13 protein-coding genes and 1 pseudogene are annotated in these 16,646 nt (G+C 69.7%); 8 read left to right on the top strand and 6 right to left on the bottom strand.

From position 1 onward, the window contains the following. Positions 1-157 precede the first annotated feature (157 nt). Positions 158-2,437, top strand: coding sequence for an NADP-dependent malic enzyme (locus tag C9E82_RS16075; RefSeq protein WP_119900602.1), 2,280 nt, complete (start codon positions 158-160; stop codon positions 2,435-2,437). A 267-nt stretch (positions 2,438-2,704) separates the two neighbouring features. After that, the gene (locus C9E82_RS16070) at positions 2,705-4,588 is read left to right on the top strand and encodes a propionyl-CoA synthetase (protein WP_119900601.1); all 1,884 of its coding nucleotides are present in this window, start codon (positions 2,705-2,707) and stop codon (positions 4,586-4,588) included. Positions 4,589-4,689: 101 nt separating this feature from the next. Here the strand turns inward: C9E82_RS16070 and aroA are convergent, their stop codons facing one another. Then, on the bottom strand, positions 4,690-6,021 hold the full coding sequence (aroA, locus tag C9E82_RS16065; protein WP_119900600.1) for a 3-phosphoshikimate 1-carboxyvinyltransferase: 1,332 nt from the start codon (positions 6,019-6,021) through the stop codon (positions 4,690-4,692). A 125-nt stretch (positions 6,022-6,146) separates the two neighbouring features. Between aroA and C9E82_RS16060 the strand changes: the two genes are divergently transcribed. Continuing rightward, entirely contained in the window at positions 6,147-6,821 is a 675-nt protein-coding gene (locus C9E82_RS16060) for a DNA alkylation repair protein (RefSeq protein WP_119900599.1), read from the top strand. Here the strand turns inward: C9E82_RS16060 and C9E82_RS16055 are convergent. Next, positions 6,809-7,312, bottom strand: a complete 504-nt coding sequence (locus C9E82_RS16055) for a hypothetical protein (RefSeq protein WP_338068140.1) — start codon at positions 7,310-7,312, stop codon at positions 6,809-6,811. The two genes, C9E82_RS16060 and C9E82_RS16055, sit on opposite strands and share 13 nt — an antisense overlap. A gap of 125 nt (positions 7,313-7,437) precedes the next feature. On the opposite strand from C9E82_RS16055, the gene moaA reads away from it, so the two are divergent. Continuing rightward, positions 7,438-8,451, top strand: a complete 1,014-nt coding sequence (gene moaA / locus C9E82_RS16050) for a GTP 3',8-cyclase MoaA (protein WP_119900597.1) — start codon at positions 7,438-7,440, stop codon at positions 8,449-8,451. Between the two features lie 85 nt (positions 8,452-8,536). Here moaA and C9E82_RS16045 read toward each other — a convergent pair whose 3' ends face one another. Both C9E82_RS16045 and dksA read right to left on the bottom strand, forming a co-directional pair. Then, a complete protein-coding gene (locus C9E82_RS16045) occupies positions 8,537-9,661 on the bottom strand; it encodes an FAD-dependent oxidoreductase (RefSeq protein ID WP_119900596.1) in 1,125 nt (374 codons plus the stop codon). 113 nt (positions 9,662-9,774) lie between these two features. Next, complete coding sequence (gene dksA, locus C9E82_RS16040; RefSeq protein WP_119900595.1) at positions 9,775-10,197, bottom strand: RNA polymerase-binding protein DksA; 423 nt, start codon at positions 10,195-10,197, stop codon at positions 9,775-9,777. Positions 10,198-10,371: 174 nt separating this feature from the next. Here dksA and C9E82_RS16035 point away from each other — a divergent pair, with 174 nt between their 5' ends. Together C9E82_RS16035 and C9E82_RS16030 are read left to right on the top strand one after the other, a co-directional pair. Beyond that, positions 10,372-11,211, top strand: coding sequence for an AAA family ATPase (locus C9E82_RS16035; RefSeq protein ID WP_119900594.1), 840 nt, complete (start codon positions 10,372-10,374; stop codon positions 11,209-11,211). Continuing rightward, a complete protein-coding gene (locus tag C9E82_RS16030) occupies positions 11,208-11,666 on the top strand; it encodes a GNAT family N-acetyltransferase (RefSeq protein ID WP_119900593.1) in 459 nt (152 codons plus the stop codon). Before C9E82_RS16035 ends, C9E82_RS16030 begins: the two co-directional genes overlap by 4 nt. Here the strand turns inward: C9E82_RS16030 and C9E82_RS16025 are convergent. Further along, positions 11,663-12,358, bottom strand: coding sequence for a hypothetical protein (locus tag C9E82_RS16025; RefSeq protein WP_122449323.1), 696 nt, complete (start codon positions 12,356-12,358; stop codon positions 11,663-11,665). The genes C9E82_RS16030 and C9E82_RS16025 overlap by 4 nt on opposite strands. 154 nt (positions 12,359-12,512) lie before the next feature. Between C9E82_RS16025 and C9E82_RS16020 the strand changes: the two genes are divergently transcribed. Beyond that, positions 12,513-13,793 carry an O-acetylhomoserine aminocarboxypropyltransferase/cysteine synthase family protein gene (locus tag C9E82_RS16020; protein ID WP_119901103.1) on the top strand — a complete coding sequence of 427 codons (1,281 nt, stop codon included), beginning with the start codon at positions 12,513-12,515 and terminating at the stop codon, positions 13,791-13,793. 68 nt (positions 13,794-13,861) lie between these two features. Here the strand turns inward: C9E82_RS16020 and C9E82_RS16015 are convergent, their stop codons facing one another. Next, positions 13,862-14,773 (bottom strand): SIMPL domain-containing protein, encoded by a 912-nt coding sequence (locus tag C9E82_RS16015; protein WP_119901102.1) that lies wholly within the window; start codon positions 14,771-14,773, stop codon positions 13,862-13,864. 207 nt (positions 14,774-14,980) lie between these two features. On the opposite strand from C9E82_RS16015, the pseudogene C9E82_RS25300 reads away from it, so the two are divergent. Continuing rightward, a pseudogene (locus C9E82_RS25300) lies at positions 14,981-16,646 on the top strand (hypothetical protein); the annotation flags it as partial.

Genomic DNA, 16,646 nt, shown 5'->3' with positions numbered 1-16,646 from the left:
CCGGCTCTTTTCCCGGCGCCATGCCGGTCCATCCTGTCTTCCGTAACCGTTTTGCGCCGCACCCGAATACAATGCAAGCGCAACGCGGGCGCGTGCCGTCTGTTCCTTCCCGCAAAAATGGTTTAACGGTGAACTAATTGACGCGAAGGAGGCCGCGATGGAAGAGCGCAGGCAGGACAATGCCCGGCAGGACGCACTGGATTATCACGAATTTCCGCGCCCCGGCAAACTGGAGATCCGGGCGACGAAACCCCTTGCCAACGGCCGCGACCTGTCGCGCGCCTATTCGCCCGGCGTGGCGGAAGCCTGTCTGGAGATCCAGGCCGACCCGACCACCGCGGCCCGCTATACCGCGCGCGGCAACCTGGTCGCCGTCGTCTCGAACGGCACCGCGGTCCTGGGTCTGGGCAATATCGGCGCCGCCGCCAGCAAGCCGGTGATGGAGGGCAAGGCGGTCCTGTTCAAGAAATTCGCCGATATCGACTGCTTCGACATCGAGCTGAACGAGTCCGACCCCGAGAAGCTGGCCGAGATCGTCTGCGCGCTGGAGCCGACCTTCGGCGCCATCAACCTGGAGGACATCAAGGCCCCCGACTGCTTCATCGTGGAAAGGCTGTGCCGCGAGCGGATGAACATCCCGGTCTTCCACGACGACCAGCACGGCACCGCCATCGTCGTCGGCGCGGCGGCCACCAATGCGCTGCATGTGGCGGGCAAGCGCTTCCAGGACATCAAGGTCGTCTCGACCGGCGGCGGCGCGGCGGGGATCGCCTGCCTCGACATGCTGCTGAAGCTGGGCGTGAAGCGCGAGAACGTCTGGCTCTGCGACATCCACGGCCTGGTCCATGAGGGCCGGGCCGAGGACATGAACCCGCAGAAGGCCGCCTATGCGCAACCCAGCGCGCTGCGCACGCTGGACGAGGTGATCGAGGGCGCCGACCTGTTCCTGGGCCTTTCCGGCCCCCGCGTGCTGACGCCCGAGATGGTCGCGAAGATGGCCCGCCGCCCGATCATCTTCGCCCTGGCCAACCCCACGCCCGAGATCCTGCCCGACCTGGCCCGCGGCGTCGCCCCCGATGCGATCATCGCCACCGGGCGCAGCGACTTTCCCAACCAGGTCAACAACGTGCTGTGCTTCCCCTTCATCTTCCGGGGCGCGCTGGACGTGGGGGCGACGACCATCAATGACGAGATGGAGCTGGCCTGCATCGAGGGGATCGCGGCGCTGGCCCGCGCCACCACCGCCGCCGAGGCCGCGGCCGCCTATCGCGGCGAGACGCTGACCTTCGGGCCCGATTACCTGATCCCCAAGCCCTTCGATCCGCGGCTGGTCGGCGTGGTCTCCTCGGCCGTGGCGCGGGCGGCGATGGAATCGGGCGTCGCCACCCGCCCGATCGAGGACCTGGAGGCCTACAAGCGCAAGCTGGACAGCTCGGTCTTCCGCTCGGCCCTGATCATGCGCCCGGTCTTCGAGGCCGCCGCCACCACCGCGCGCCGCATCGTCTTCGCCGAGGGCGAGGACGAGCGCGTGCTGCGCGCCGCCAATGCGATGCTGGAAGAGACCACCGACGTGCCGATCCTGATCGGCCGCCCCGAGGTCATCGCCATGCGCGCCGAACGCGCCGGGCTGCCGATCCGGCCCGAACGCGACTTCGAGATCGTGAACCCCGAGAACGACCCGCGCTATCGCGACTATTGGGGCACCTATCACGAGCTGATGGCCCGGCGCGGCGTCACCCCCGACATCGCCCGCGCGATCATGCGCACCAACACCACCGCCATCGGCGCCGTCATGGTCCACCGCGCCGAGGCCGACAGCCTGATCTGCGGCACCTTCGGGCAATATGCCTGGCACCTGCGCTATGTCCGCGAGGTGCTGGCCCGCGACGGCATGAACCCGGTCGGCGCGCTGTCGATGATCATCCTGCAGGAGGGCCCGCTGTTCATCGCCGACACGCAGGTCCACAACGATCCGACCCCGCAGCAGGTCGCCGAAACCGTGATCGGCGCCGCCCGCCATGTCCGCCGCTTCGGCGCCACGCCGAAGATCGCGCTCTGCGCCCATTCGCAATTCGGCAACCTGGACAGCTATACCGGCCGCAAGATGCGCGAGGCGCTGGCCATCCTGGAGGCGCGCCAGCCCGACTTCATGTATGACGGCGAGATGCATGTCGACGCGGCGCTGGACCCCGAACTGCGCGAGCGGATCTTCCCCGGCTCGCGGCTGGAGGGCGTGGCGAACGTGCTGGTCTTCGCGGGCACCGATGCCGCCTCGGGTGTGCGCAACGCGCTGAAGCTGCGCGCCAACGGGCTGGAGGTCGGGCCGATCCTGATGGGCATGGGCAACCGCGCGCATATCGTGACCCCCTCGATCACCGCGCGCGGGCTGCTGAACATGAGCGCGATCGCCGGCACCCCGGTCGCCCATTACAGCTGAAACACCGGTTGCGGGGCCCCTGCCCCGCAGCCCTTCCGCCGCGCGAATCGCCTTCCTGGCGGATCGGTAACGACCCGGCCGGTTTTGCAAAGCGCCCCAGCAAGCATTGGCCTTTTCGCAGCATTTTGCCATTTGCAAAACTCTCCGGCGGCGGCGCAGCCGATTCTGCAAAATAATGCTGCTGCGTTTTCGGCGTGGCCGCTAACATGGTTGCGTCGAACCCACCCCGAAGCGTAACAAAACAATACGCTCGAGGAGGGGTATACCATGGCATACCAAGATATCTACGCTGGCTGGAAATCGGATCCCGAGGGATTCTGGATGGCGGCCGCCGAACGGATCGACTGGGACCGCGCGCCGAGCCGCGCCTTCTTCGACCAGGGGCCCGCGGGCGAATGGTTCGCGGATGCGCTGGTGAACACCTGCTGGAACGCGGTGGACCGCCATGTCGAGGCCGGGCGCGGCGACCAGCTGGCCATCATCCATGACAGCCCGATCACCCGCTCCTATCGCGGCATCACCTATCTGGAACTGCGCGACCGGGTGGCCAGCCTGGCGGGCGCGCTGCGCGCCAAGGGCGTCCAGAAGGGCGACCGGGTCATCATCTACATGCCGATGGTCCCCGAGGCGCTGGAGGCGATGCTGGCCTGCGCCCGGCTGGGGGCGATCCATTCGGTGGTCTTCGGCGGCTTCGCGGCGCATGAGCTGGCGGTGCGCATCGACGACGCCACCCCCAAGGCGATCATCGCCGCATCCTGCGGGCTGGAGCCGGGCCGGGTCGTCCATTACAAGCCGCTGCTGGACAGGGCGATCGAACAGGCGGCCCACAAGCCCGATTTCTGCGTGATCCTGCAGCGCGAGCAGGAGGTCGCCAGCCTGACCGAGGGCCGCGACGTCGCCTGGCACAGCTTCCAGTATGGGGTCGAGCCGGCCGAATGCGTCCCGGTCGAGGGCAACCACCCGGCCTATATCCTCTATACCTCGGGCACGACCGGCCAGCCCAAGGGCGTGGTGCGCCACACCGCGGGCCATCTGGTGGCGCTGAACTGGTCGATGAAGAACATCTACGACATCGAGGCGGGCGAGGTGTTCTGGGCGGCCTCGGACGTGGGCTGGGTCGTCGGGCACAGCTATATCTGCTATGCGCCGCTGATCGCCGGGGCGACCACCATCGTCTTCGAGGGCAAGCCGGTCGGCACCCCGGATGCCGGGACCTTCTGGCGGGTGATCCAGAACCACAAGGTGAAAAGCTTCTTCACCGCCCCCACCGCGATCCGCGCCGTCAAGCGCGAGGATCCCGAGGGCAAGCTGATCGGCGACTACAACCTGCGCAGCCTGAAGACCTTGTACCTGGCGGGCGAGCGCGCCGACCCCGACACGATCCAATGGGCCGAGGATCACCTGGGCGTGCCGGTGATCGACCACTGGTGGCAGACCGAGACCGGCTGGGCCATCGCCGCGAACCCGGTCGGCATCGAGCTGCTGCCGGTCAGGAAGGGCAGCCCGACGCGGGCGATGCCGGGCTATGACGTGCAGGTCCTGGACGAGGCGGGCCATCCCGTGCCCCCCGGCACGCTTGGCGCCATCGCCATCAGGCTGCCTTTGCCGCCGGGCACCCTGCCGACGCTGTGGAATGCCGAGGAACGTTTCCGCAAGTCCTACCTGGCGCATTTCCCCGGCTATTACGAGACCGGCGATGCGGGCTATGTCGACGAGGACGGCTATCTCTACATCATGGCGCGCACGGACGACGTGATCAACGTCGCGGGCCACCGGCTGTCCACCGGCGCCATGGAGGAGGTGCTGGCCAGCCACCCGGCGGTCGCCGAATGCGCGGTGATCGGCGTGGCCGACAGCCTGAAGGGGCAGATGCCGCTGGGGTTCCTCTGCCTGAAGAAGGGGGTCGAGACCAGCCCCGAGCAGGTGGTCGGCGAGGTGGTGCGCATGGTGCGCGACCAGATCGGCCCGGTCGCGGCCTTCAAGAGCGCCTGCGTGGTCGAGCGGCTGCCGAAGACGCGTTCGGGCAAGATCCTGCGCGCGACCATGGCCAAGATCGCCGATGGCGAGGAATACAGGATGCCCGCGACGATCGACGATCCCGCGATCCTGGACGAGATTGCCGCCGCGCTGGCGGGGCTGGCCAGGGGCTGAGCGGGCGACGGGTCCGGGCGAGCGCCGGGGGAAAGGGGGGCGCTGCCCCCCGTCCCTTCGGGACTCCCCCCGGGATATTTGGGCCAAGATGAAAGGCGGGATCAGCCCAGCTCGGCGCCGAGGCCGCGCATCAGCGGCAGGAAATCCGGGAAGGAGGTCGCGATCGGGCCGCCGTCATCGATGCCGACCGGGGATTCGGTCGCCAGGCCAAGCACCAGGAAGGACATGGCGATGCGGTGGTCCAGATGGGTCGCGGCCGTGCCGCCGCCGGGCACCCGGCCCATGCCGTGGACGGTCATGCTGTCGCGGGTTTCGTCGACCGTGACGCCATTGGCCTCCAGCCCGCGCGCCATCGCGTCGATGCGGTCGCTTTCCTTCACCCGCAGTTCGGCCACGCCGTTCATCACGGTCGGGCCTTCCGCGAAGGCGGCGATGACCGAGAGGATCGGGAATTCGTCGATCATGCTGGCGGCGCGTTCGGCCGGGACCTCGACGCCCTTCAGCGGGCCGTGGCGGACGACCAGGTCGGCCACCGGCTCGCCGCCCTCTTCGCGGATGTTTTCGAAGCTGATGTCGGCGCCCATGTCCAGCAGCGTGACATAGAGGCCGTCGCGCGTCGGGTTGCGGCTGACGCCGGGGACGCGGATCTGCGAGCCGGGCACGATCAGCGCGGCGGCCACCGGGAAGGCCGCGCTGGAGGGGTCACGCGGCACCGCCACGGGCTGGGCGCGCAGTTCCGGCCGGCCGGTCAGGCGGATGACATGGCCGTCAGGCGTGGTCTCGGCCTGGATCTGGGCGCCGAAGCCGGCCAGCATCCGTTCGGAATGGTCGCGGGTGGGTTCGGATTCGATCACCACCGTCTCGCCCGGCGCGTTCAGCCCGGCCAGCAGGATCGCGGACTTGATCTGCGCGCTGGGGACCGGCGTGCGATATGTCAGCGGCAGGGGCTCGGCCGCGCCCTCGATGGTGATCGGCAGCCGGCCGCCCTCGCGCGCGGTGATCCGGGCGCCGAAGCCGGCCAGCGGGTCGGTCACCCGCGCCATCGGGCGGCGGCAGAGGCTAGCATCGCCGGTGAAGGTGGCGGTGATCGGAGTCGTGGCCATCGCCCCCATGATCAGCCGCACGCCGGTGCCGGAATTGCCGCAATCGATGACGCCGGCGGGTTCGGAAAAGCCGCCCACGCCCACGCCATGCACCGACCAGTCGCCGGGGCCGCGACGTTCCACCTGCGCGCCGAAGGCGGCCATCGCCTTGGCCGTATCCAGCACGTCCTGGCCTTCCAGGAGGCCGGTGATCCGCGTCTCGCCCACCGACAGCGCGCCCAGGATCAGCGCGCGGTGGCTGATCGACTTGTCGCCGGGGACCAGCGCCTCGCCCTGCAGCGGCGCGCTGCGGCGCGAGGTCATCGGAAGCGGCTGGGCGGCATGGGACATCGGGGGATTCCTTCTGTTGGCGCGGGTGGCGGCGCCGCCCTTCTAGCGCCAGCGGCGGCGCTTCTCCACCATCTTCTTGAGCCTTCCGCCCGCAGTTCCTAGAAAGGTCCGCGAAGGAGACATCCATGCAGGAACTGGAGGCGCTGAAGGCGCTGGCCGATCCCGAGAAGGCCTTGAAGATGGCCGCCTATCACAAGGCCGAGCGGGTCTATCTGGGGGTGGCCAATCCGCAGATAGACGAGCTGGTCCGGGGCTGGCGGGCCGAGCGCGACCTGGCCGCGCGCGTCGCGCTGGCGGCGCGGTTCTGGCAGACGGACATCCACGAGGCGCGGGTGGCGGCGGCGAAGCTGCTGACCCAGGCGCGGATGCCCGACGACGGCGAGGTCTGGCGGCTGATCGCCCGCTGGAGCGACGATTTCGACGCCTGGGCGATCGCCGACCATGCCATGATCGCCGGGCAGAAGCGGCTGGTCGCCGACCCTGCCCGGCTGGACGATGTCGAGCCCTGGCTCACGGACGCGAACCCCTGGAAGCGGCGCGCGGCGCTGGTCGGCACCCTGCCCTGGGCGAAGATGAACCACCCCAAGCCCGCGGACCTGGCGCGGCGCGAGCGGGCGCTGTCCTGGGCGGCGCGGCTGGTGGACGAGCGCGAATGGTTCATCCAGAAGGCCATCGCCTGGTGGCTGCGCGACCTCTCGAAGCGCGACGCGCCCCGCGTCCGGGCCTTCCTGGACGAATACGGGGCGCGGATGAAGCCCTTCGCGCGGCGCGAGGCGGCGCGGATGCTTCAGGATTTATAGACCTCGAGCATGGGCAGGTCGGTCAGCGACACGCCCAGCAATTGCAGGGCCGGCAGCGAGACCTGGCTGCCGGCGCTGGCGGGTCCGTCCAGCGGCAGAAGCTCGACCTGGGCGGATTTGCCGTTGGCCGGGTTGCGCAGCCGGCCCATGCCCGGCTCCTTGACCAGGGGCGTGCGGATCCAGAAGCCCGATTGCGTCGGATCGCCAAGCGAGGCGATGGTGGTGCCCAGCCGGGTCTCGGCGCTGGCGGCGGGGCGCGAGGCGGCGGCGCGCTGCTCGGGCGTGGTGGTGTCCAGCTGCGCGGCGGTGGCGCGCGCGGCGGGGCGCGGCGCCGGGGCGCGGGTCACCGCGGTCGCGGCGCTTGTGGCGGTGGCCATGGCCTGCGGATCCGGCGCGGCCGCGGGGCGCGAGGTGGTCGCGGCCATCTGGGCGCAGCCCGCCAGTAGCAGGACGGGCAGAGCGGTCCAGAGACCCGGTCGTTGCAAGCGCATCATCAATGCTCCGTGAAAATTTCCAGTTGGCCGCAGGTTATCCCGACGCGCGACTTATCGTCCACACCCGCTTGCGTGATCGGCATTTTCTTGTGCAGGGCCGGGATCGCGCCTAGATTGGGGGGATGGAACACGCGCCCGTCATGCCCCTTGTCGATCCCTTCGCACGGCCGATCACCTATCTGCGGGTCTCGGTGACGGATCGCTGCGATTTCCGCTGCCTCTATTGCATGTCCGAGCATATGCAGTTCCTGCCCAAGGCCGACCTGCTGACGCTGGAAGAGCTGGACCGGCTGTGCTCGGCCTTCATCGGGCTGGGCGTGCGGAAATTGCGCATCACCGGCGGCGAGCCGCTGGTCCGGCGCGGCATCATGGGCTTTTTCCGGCAGATCTCGCGCCATCTGGGCCAGGGGCTGGACGAGCTGACGCTGACCACCAATGGCAGCCAGCTGGCGCGTTTCGCGACCGAGCTGGCCGATTGCGGGGTGCGGCGCGTGAACGTGTCGCTGGACACGCTGGATGCCGGGAAATTCACGGCGGTGACGCGCTGGGGGCGGCTGGAGCAGGTGCTGCGCGGGATCGAGGCCGCGACGGCGGCCGGGCTGCGGGTGAAGATCAATACCGTGGCGCTGAAGGGCTTCAACGAGGCCGAGCTGTTCGACCTGGTCGACTGGTGCGGCGCCGAGGGCCACGACCTGACCTTCATCGAGGTCATGCCGATGGGCGAGATGGAGGGCGAGGACCGGCTGGACCAGTACTGGCCGCTGAGCGAGCTGCGCGCGCGGCTGGCGGAACGCTTCAGCCTGATCGACCTGGCCGAGCGGACCGGCGGGCCCGCCCGCTATGTGCGGCTGCGCGAAACCGGGCAGAAGATCGGCTTCATCACGCCGCTGACCCATAATTTCTGCGAAAGCTGCAACCGGGTGCGGGTCACCTGCACGGGCGAGCTGTTCATGTGCCTGGGCCAGGAGGATCGCGCCGATCTGCGCGCGCCCCTGCGGGCCTCGGAGGAGGACGGGATGCTGCGCGCCGCGATCCGCGCGGCCATTGCCCGCAAGCCCAAGGGGCATGATTTCGACTATTCCCGCCAGCGCGTGGCCGGGCAGATGTCGCGGCACATGAGCCATACCGGCGGGTGAGGCGTCGCGGGACAAACGGGGGGCGCTGCCCCCCGTCCCTTCGGGACTCCCCCCGGGATATTTGGGCCAAGATGAAAAGGCGGGGTCAGGTCGTTTCCGCCAGCGGGTCGTAGTCGTAGATCCAGTCGAAGCGGGCGAGCAGCCGGGCCGGGGCGAGGCGGCTGGCCAGGCGCAGCGCGGCATGGGCGGCGAGGCGTTTCGCGCCGGTCAGGTGATAGTTGCGGGCATTGGCATTGGCGGCGGCGACGATGCGGGTGACGCGGGGGCGGCGCAGCGTCTCGAACCGGGCCAGGGCGGCGGCCTGGTCGGTGGTTGCGTCGAGGCAGGCGGCCAGGATCCAGGCGTCCTCGATGGCCATCACCGCGCCCTGGGCCATGAAGGGCAGGGTCGGATGGGCGGCGTCGCCGATCAGCACCATGCGGCCGTCCTGCCAGCATCGCGCGACCTCGTGGCGGAACAGGCCCCAGACATGGACCTGCCCGACCGCCGCCAGCCAGCCGGGAACCGGGCCGCCGAAACCCGCGAAGGCGGCGCGCAGATTGGCCGGGTCGTCCGGCACGGACCAGCCCTCGTCCTGCCATTGGTTGCGCTCCATCACCGCGACGATATTGCGCAGCCCGCCGGCCAGCGGATAGCTGACCAGGTGGCGGCGCGGCCCCATGAAGACCTGCGCCTCGGGCGTCTGGTCGCTGTCGGGGATCACCGCGCGCCATGCGGTCTGGTGGGTGAAGAAGGGCACCTCGCGGCCGTTCAGCGCCTGGCGGATCGTGCTGCGCAAGCCGTCCGCGCCGATCACCAGTCCCGAATCGGGTGGCGCGGCGACCGGGCTGTCCAGGCGGATCTTGACCCCGGCGCGGCGCGCGGCATCGGCGAGGCAATCGATCAGCCGGGCGCGGTGGATCAGGCGGAACTCGGCATCCGGGCGATGGGCGGCCAGGTCCAGCCGCGCGACCGGCGCGCCGCCTGCGTCGCGCAGCTGCACCGCGCGCGAGGGCAGCGATACCGCGCGCAGCGCCGGGCCCAGCTCCAGCGCCGCCAGCACCCGCATCGCATTGGGCGACAGCTGCAGCCCGGCGCCGACCTCGGCGATGGCGGGGGCGCGTTCATGCAGCATGACCCGCGCGCCGCGCCGGGCCAGGGCGATGGCGGCGCTCAGCCCGGCCACGCCGCCGCCGACCACCTGCACATCCCGGTCCCTCAAGGCGCCCATGGCTGTCCCCTGCCCCGTTTCCAGTCACGAAAAACCCGCCGATCGGAGAGACCGGCGGGCAAGGTCGCGGCTTCCGGCCCGCCTCGCGTGATTCGCGGCAACGGGCCCATGGCTCAATCGTCGCGATGCACGCGCTCGCGCCGCTCGTGGCGTTCCTGCGCCTCCAGCGTCATGGTGGCGATCGGTCGCGCATCCAGCCGCTTGAGGCTGATCGGCTCGCCCGTCATCTCGCAATAGCCGTATTCGCCGGTCTCGATCCGGCGCAGGGCGGCGTCGATCTTGCTGACCAGCTTGCGCTGGCGGTCGCGGGTGCGCAGTTCCAGCGCGCGGTCGGTTTCCTCGCTGGCGCGGTCGGCCAGGTCGGGCACGCTGCGGGCGCTTTCCTGCAGGCCCTCGAGCGTTTCTGCCGACTGATCCAGCAATTCCTGCTTCCAGGCTTCGAGTTTCCGGCGGAAATATTCGAGCTGACGCTCATTCATGAAGGGTTCGTCTTCGGCTGGACGGTAATCCTGGGGAAGGAATGTCTGGGCTTTCATTTGTCCTCCGGCGGCGCCGGGCGGGGTCTGGAAATCCGGCACCTTGCGCGCCCCATTAAAGTATGACGTTGTGCTTGTCACTAGCTGATCTTGGGCTAATTGTCCGTTAACGGAAGAACATGTCCCGCGAAGCGCTGAACCTGGGCAAGCGTTTCACGCAAAAGGAGAGTTTGGATGCAGTTCACGGGAACCGACCGCTATGTCGCGCCCCCCGATCTGTCGATCGCGGTCAATGCCGCGGTGACGCTGGAACGCCCGCTTCTGGTCAAGGGAGAGCCCGGCACCGGCAAGACCGAGCTTGCCCGGCAGGTGGCCGCCAGCCTTGGCCTGCCGATCATCGAATGGCATGTGAAATCAACGACCAAGGCGCAGCAGGGCCTTTACGAATACGACGCGGTCAGCCGGCTGCGCGACAGCCAGCTGGGCGAGGCGCGGGTCCATGAGGTGGCCAATTACATCCGCAAGGGCAAGCTGTGGCAGGCCTTCGAGGCCGACGGCAAGGTGGTGCTGCTGATCGACGAGATCGACAAGGCCGATATCGAGTTCCCCAACGACCTGCTGCAGGAACTGGACCGGATGGAGTTTCACGTTTACGAGACCGGCCAGACGATCCGCGCGAGGCACCGTCCGGTCGTCGTCATCACCTCGAACAACGAGAAGGAGCTGCCCGACGCCTTCCTGCGCCGCTGCTTCTTCCACTATATCCGCTTCCCCGATGCCGAGACCCTGCGCGCCATCGTCGATGTCCATCACCCCGGCCTGAAGCCGCGCCTGCTGGACGAGGCGCTGAGCCAGTTCTTCGAGCTGCGCGAGGCGCCGGGCTTGAAGAAGAAGCCCTCGACCAGCGAGCTGCTGGACTGGCTGAAGCTGATTCTGGCCGAGGACCTGTCGCCCGAGGATCTCAAGCGCGATCCGGGCGAGATGCTGCCCCGGCTGCATGGCGCGCTCTTGAAGAACGAGCAGGACGTGGCGCTGTTCGAGAAGCTGGCCTTCATGGCCCGGAGGCAGCGATGAGCGTGACGGTCCGGCCGCTGGCCCAGGGCGACAAGGCGCAGTGGCAGGCGCTCTATGACGGTTATCACGCCTTCTACGACCGGCCAGGCCTGCCGCAGGACTTCTTCGACCGCGGCTTCGCGCGGCTGATGGCGGGCGATCCGCATGACTATGCCGGGCTGGTGGCCGACGAGGACGGTCGGTTGCTGGGGCTGGTCCATTACCTGTTTCACGCGCATATGTGGTTTCCCGAGGGGATCTGCTATCTGCAGGACCTGTTCGCCGCCCCGGATGCGCGCGGCAAGGGCGTCGGACGGGCGCTGATCCAGGGCGTCTATGACGCCGCCGACGCGGCCGGGGTGCCGCGCGTCTACTGGACCACGCAGGAATTCAACTATGCCGGCCGGATGCTCTATGACCGGATCGGCGAGCGGACGCCCTTCATCAAGTACAACCGCCCGCTGGACGAGATCTAGGGCGCGGGCGGCGCGGAATCGCCCGGATCGCCGCCACGGCCGCCGCCCATCCCGAGGCCCATCCCCATTCCCATGCCGCCTCCGGCCCCTCCGCCGCCGCCACGCCCGCCCCGGCTGCCGCGCCCTTCCTCGCCCCCCGACCGGCCGCGCCCGCCCGAGCTGGAAGCCGGGCGCGTCGGCCCCTGCGGCGGGATCGCCAGGTCGGCCGGCACGGGCTCCAGGTCCAGCGCCTTGCGGATGAAGCCGCGCAGCGAGGCGACCAGTTCCTGCGTCTGCACCGGACGGCCCGCCACCAGGTCGCGGGCGGCGCGTTCGGCCAGCCGCACCTGTTCCTCGGTGCCAAGCAGCAGGATGTCGGACAAGGCGGCCTCGACCGCATCGCGCATCCGGCGGCGCCGGTCCGAGCCGGAACCCGCATCGGCATCCTGGTCGCTTTCGGCGGCGGCGCGGCGCAGGTCGCGCAGATGCGTGGGATCGACGGTCAGGTTGCCGGTAAAGGATCCGCCAAGCGTCTTGTAGGCGGCGATCAGCACCCGCAGGCGCTCGTTGATCTGGCGGTTCATCCGCTCTCGCCGCTGCTGGATGGTGAACATCAGCAGCAGCCGGATGCCGATGCCGATCAGGGCGAACAGCGAAATCCCGATCAGCGCCGACAGGATGCCGCCCCAGCTGCTGAAATCCATCATCCGCATCGCGGCCTCCTGCCCCGTCCCTTGTCCGCATCATCCGCAGGGCGCCGGTTGCAGGCAAGAGCTGTCGTCCATCGCCCCGCCGCAGCAGGATTTTTCTACATTGCAGACGCCCCGTCCGGGCCACTAACCTGCGCCCGACCACGGAGGAGACGACATGACCCAAGGTTTCGACACGCTTGCCATCCATGCCGGGGCCGCGCCCGATCCCGCCACCGGCGCCCGCCAGGTGCCGATCTACCAGACCACGTCCTATCAGTTCCGCGACGCCGATCACGCCGCGCGGCTCTTCAACCTGCAGGAGGTGGGCTATATCTATTCGCGCCTGACCAATCCGACGGTCTCGGCGCTGCAGGCCCGGCTGGCGGCGCTGGAGGGCGGCGCGGGCGCGGTCTGCTGTTCCTCGGGCCATGCGGCGCAGATCATGGCGCTGTTCCCGCTGATGGGGCCGGGCAAGAATATCATCGCCTCGACAAGGCTTTACGGCGGAACCGTCACGCAGTTCAGCCACACGATCCGGCGCTTCGGCTGGTCGGCGAAATTCGTCGACCTGGACGATCTGGAGGCCCTGCGCGCCGCCATCGACGACGATACCCGCGCGATCTTCTGCGAGTCGATCTCCAATCCCGGCGGCTATGTCACCGACATCCCGGCGGTGGCGCAGATCGCCGACCAGGCGGGCATCCCGCTGATCGTGGACAATACGCTGGCCACGCCCTGGCTGTGCCGCCCAATCGAGATGGGCGCGACGCTGGTCGTGCATTCGCTGACCAAATACATCACCGGCAACGGCACCGTGACCGGCGGCGTGGTGGTGGACAGCGGCAAGTTCGACTGGTCGGCAAGCGACAGGTTCCCCAGCCTGTCCGCGCCCGAACCCGCCTATCACGGGCTGACATTCCACGAGACCTTCGGCGCCCTGGCCTTCACCTTCCACGGCATCGCCATCGGGTTGCGCGACCTGGGCATGACGATGAACCCGCAGGGCGCCCATTACACGCTGATGGGGATCGAGACCCTGGGGCTGCGGATGCAGCGCCATGTCGAGAATGCGCTGAAGGTCGCCGAATGGCTGGAAAACGACCCTCGGGTCAGCTCGGTGACCTATGCCGGGCTGGAATCCTCGCTCTGGAACGCGACGGCCAGGCGGCTCTATCCCAGGGGCGCGGGGGCGCTGTTCACCTTCGAGATCAAGGGCGGCTATCAGGCGGCGGTGAAGCTGGTCGATGCGCTGGAGCTGTTCAGCCATGTCGCCAACCTGGGCGATGCGCGGTCGCTGGTGATCCATTCGGCCTCGACCACCCACCGGCAGCTGACCGAGGAACAGCAGCGCGCCGCGGGGGCCGGGCCCGAGGTCGTCCGCCTGTCCATCGGCATCGAGAACCCCGAGGACCTGATCGCCGATCTGGACCAGGCGCTGGCCAAGGCAACGGCCTGAACCGATCCAGCATTGGAAAAGGGGGCGTCACCGCCCCCTTTTGCTTTCACGTCAATCGGCTGCGCGACCTAGTTCGATTCCGTATCATCCTGCGCTGCGGGAGGCTCGCCGGGGACCACCGGCTGGGCGCCCGGCTCGGGCATTTCCGCCTCGGGATCCGCGCCCTCGCCATGGTCATGGCCGCCGCGTTTCGGGCCGCAGGCGCCCTCGCCCTCCAGCGCATAGACGACCTCGACCTCGGAGGTGACCGAAAGCTGGCCGGTCTCGACGGGGGTGCCGGCCCCGCGCGCGGCCTCGGCGCGCATCATCATCGGCTGCGGGCCGTCATTGGCCGGCCGGTCGCGCAGCAGCAGGATCGGCCCCAGGCTCAGGCCCGCCGCCTCGGCCAGCACCTCGGCCTTGTGGCGGGCATCCTCGACCGCCGCGCGACGGGCGTCGTCCTCGGCCGCCAGCCCGTCCTCGCGCTGGAAGTTGATGCCGTTGATCTCGTTCGCGCCGGCCGCGACGATCGCATCCAGCACCTCGCCCAGCCGCTCGACCTCAGCGACCCGCACCGAGACCATGTTCGAGGCCTGATAGCCGGTGATCTGCGGCGCGCGGCCCTCGCCGTAATCCATCATCGGGGTCAGGTTGATGCCCGAGGTCTGGATCTCTTCGGCGGCGATGCCGCTGTCCTTCAGCGCCTCGATCACCGCGCTCTGCTGTTCGCCGTTCTGCGCCATGGCGGCGGCGGCGCTGTCGGCCTGGCTGGTCACGCCAAGTTGGATCACCGCCAGGTCGGGCGCGATGCGGCTTTCGCCGCTGCCGCCGACCGTCAGGCGCGAGACCGGGCCGCAGCCGTGCCCCATGCCTGCATGCGGCCCACCATCGCCGCCGCGCCCGGCGCCCGGCGCCGCGAAGGCCGGCAGCGCCAGGGTCATGGCAAGGCCGGTCGAGGCGACCAGCGCCGCACGCCGGAAGGTGGATGACGTTCGGGTCATGTTCTGCTCCTCTTGCAGGAAGACCGGACCTCGGGGTCCGGGTGTTGTCCGAACGCCTCTCATAACCGATGCGTTCACCGAAATCCGTTCACAGATACGCCAGATACGCTTTCCTCACACAATAATTTGCGGTAGTTGATAACGAGACCCACCACATCGCGACGCCGAGGGACGCGCGATGTTCCATTTGAGCGACGAATTGACAAGATGAACAAACACGCCGCCCCCGAATTCGCAATGAGCTTCACGCAGGAGGCCGTCCTGCTCGAGAAGCGCCAGGGACATGACTGGCGCCCCCTGGGGCGGGCGCAATTCGCAGGCGGCGACCTGGCGGCCGCGCTGAGCGCGCTGCGCGAGGGCGCGCGCGACGCCGAGGCCGGGTCCGATTCCCTGCCCGACACGATCCTGGTGATCCCCGACGACCAGGTCCTCTATGTGACGCTGACGGTGCAGGTCAGTGCCGACATCCCGGTCGAGATCGGCCGGGCGCTGGAACGCATCACCCCCTACAGCGCCGAGGAACTGGCCTTCGACTGGTGCATGGCCGAGGGCGGCGAGCCCGACAGCCTGCGCGTCGCCGCCGTCGCCCGCCGCACGCTGGAAGAGGCCGAGGAATTCGCCGTCGCCCAGGGCTTCCGCCCCGCCGGCTTCATCGCCCGTCCCGAGGATGCGCGCTTCGACGGCCAGCCCGATTTCGGCCCGACGCGGCTGACGCTGAAGAAAGAGGCGCGCGGGCCCTTCACGGAAAGCGAATTGCAGTTGGCCGCGGTGACGGCCGACCGCATCACCGACCTGGCGCCGGCCTCTGCCGGCCCGACTGTCTCGCGCATCACGCCGCATGTCCTGCCCGAACCCGCGCCGGAACCGCAGACGGCGGCCGCGCCCGTCGTGAAGGATGCTCCGCCGCCCGTTGCCGAGGATGCGCCCGCCGATCCCGCGCCCGAGGCCGCCGCTGGCGATGACGATGCGGAGCCCGAGGAGGCGGCGCCCGCCGCTGCCCCGGCCGTCATCCGCCATGGCGACCGCAAGCAGCCGAGGGCCGAGCGGCAGCGGATGACCCCGCGCGCCAAGGCGATCCACGCCCGCGCCGCCGAGGCGCGCGCGCAGCGGCAGGCCGATCCCGAACCCGAGGAGGATCCCGCGCCCGCGCTGCTGGCGCGTCTTGCCGCCTTCCGTCCGGGCACGCTGGGGACGCTGATGGGCGTGCTGGTGCTGGCGCTGGTCCTTGTCCTGGCGCTGTTCGGCGGCCAGCGCGATCCGGCCGAACTCGCCCAGCCCGCGCCCGAGGCGACCCCTGCCCCTGTCGCCGAGGAACTGGCGGCCGATGAGCCGGCAGGCGATCCCGCCCCCGGCGATCAACCCGCGCCCATCGACAGCGCCGAAACCCTGGCGCCCGAGGCCGACGCCTTCCTGCCGCCCGCCGAGTCGCAGACGGCCGGGACCGATCCGCAACCCGGCGCGGCTGCCGAGGACGTGGCGGATGCCGCCGCCCCGCTGCCCTCGGGCTCCGAGGCGATCGGAACGGTGCTGGACGGTGCGGCCGACGGAACCGCCGCCCCGATCAGCGCCGCGACGCAGGACTTCGCCGATCAGGCGGCCGGCGCCCCCGTAGCCAGTGCCCCTGTGCTGGCGCCCGGCGACGATGCCCTGACCGCGGCCCTCAGCGAGGCGCTTGGCAGCGCGGCGCAGGCCCAGGGTGCGGTCGCGAATGACGAAGCCGCGCAACTCGCGACGGGTGCGGCGGCCGAGGTCGTCCGCCCCGCCCAGCCCGCGCCGCGCCCCGCGGCTCAGCCTGCGGCCACGGCCCCTGCCGCGCCCCCCACGGCGACGCAACCGGCGGCGACCCGGCTCAGCAGCTCGGCCCGCCCGCGTT

This window comes from Paracoccus sigandri (assembly GCF_003709565.1).
Lineage (GTDB): Bacteria > Pseudomonadota > Alphaproteobacteria > Rhodobacterales > Rhodobacteraceae > Paracoccus > Paracoccus siganidrum.
Note: the sequence above shows the minus strand (reverse complement) of the source record. Positions and strands in the feature narration are given on the sequence as shown.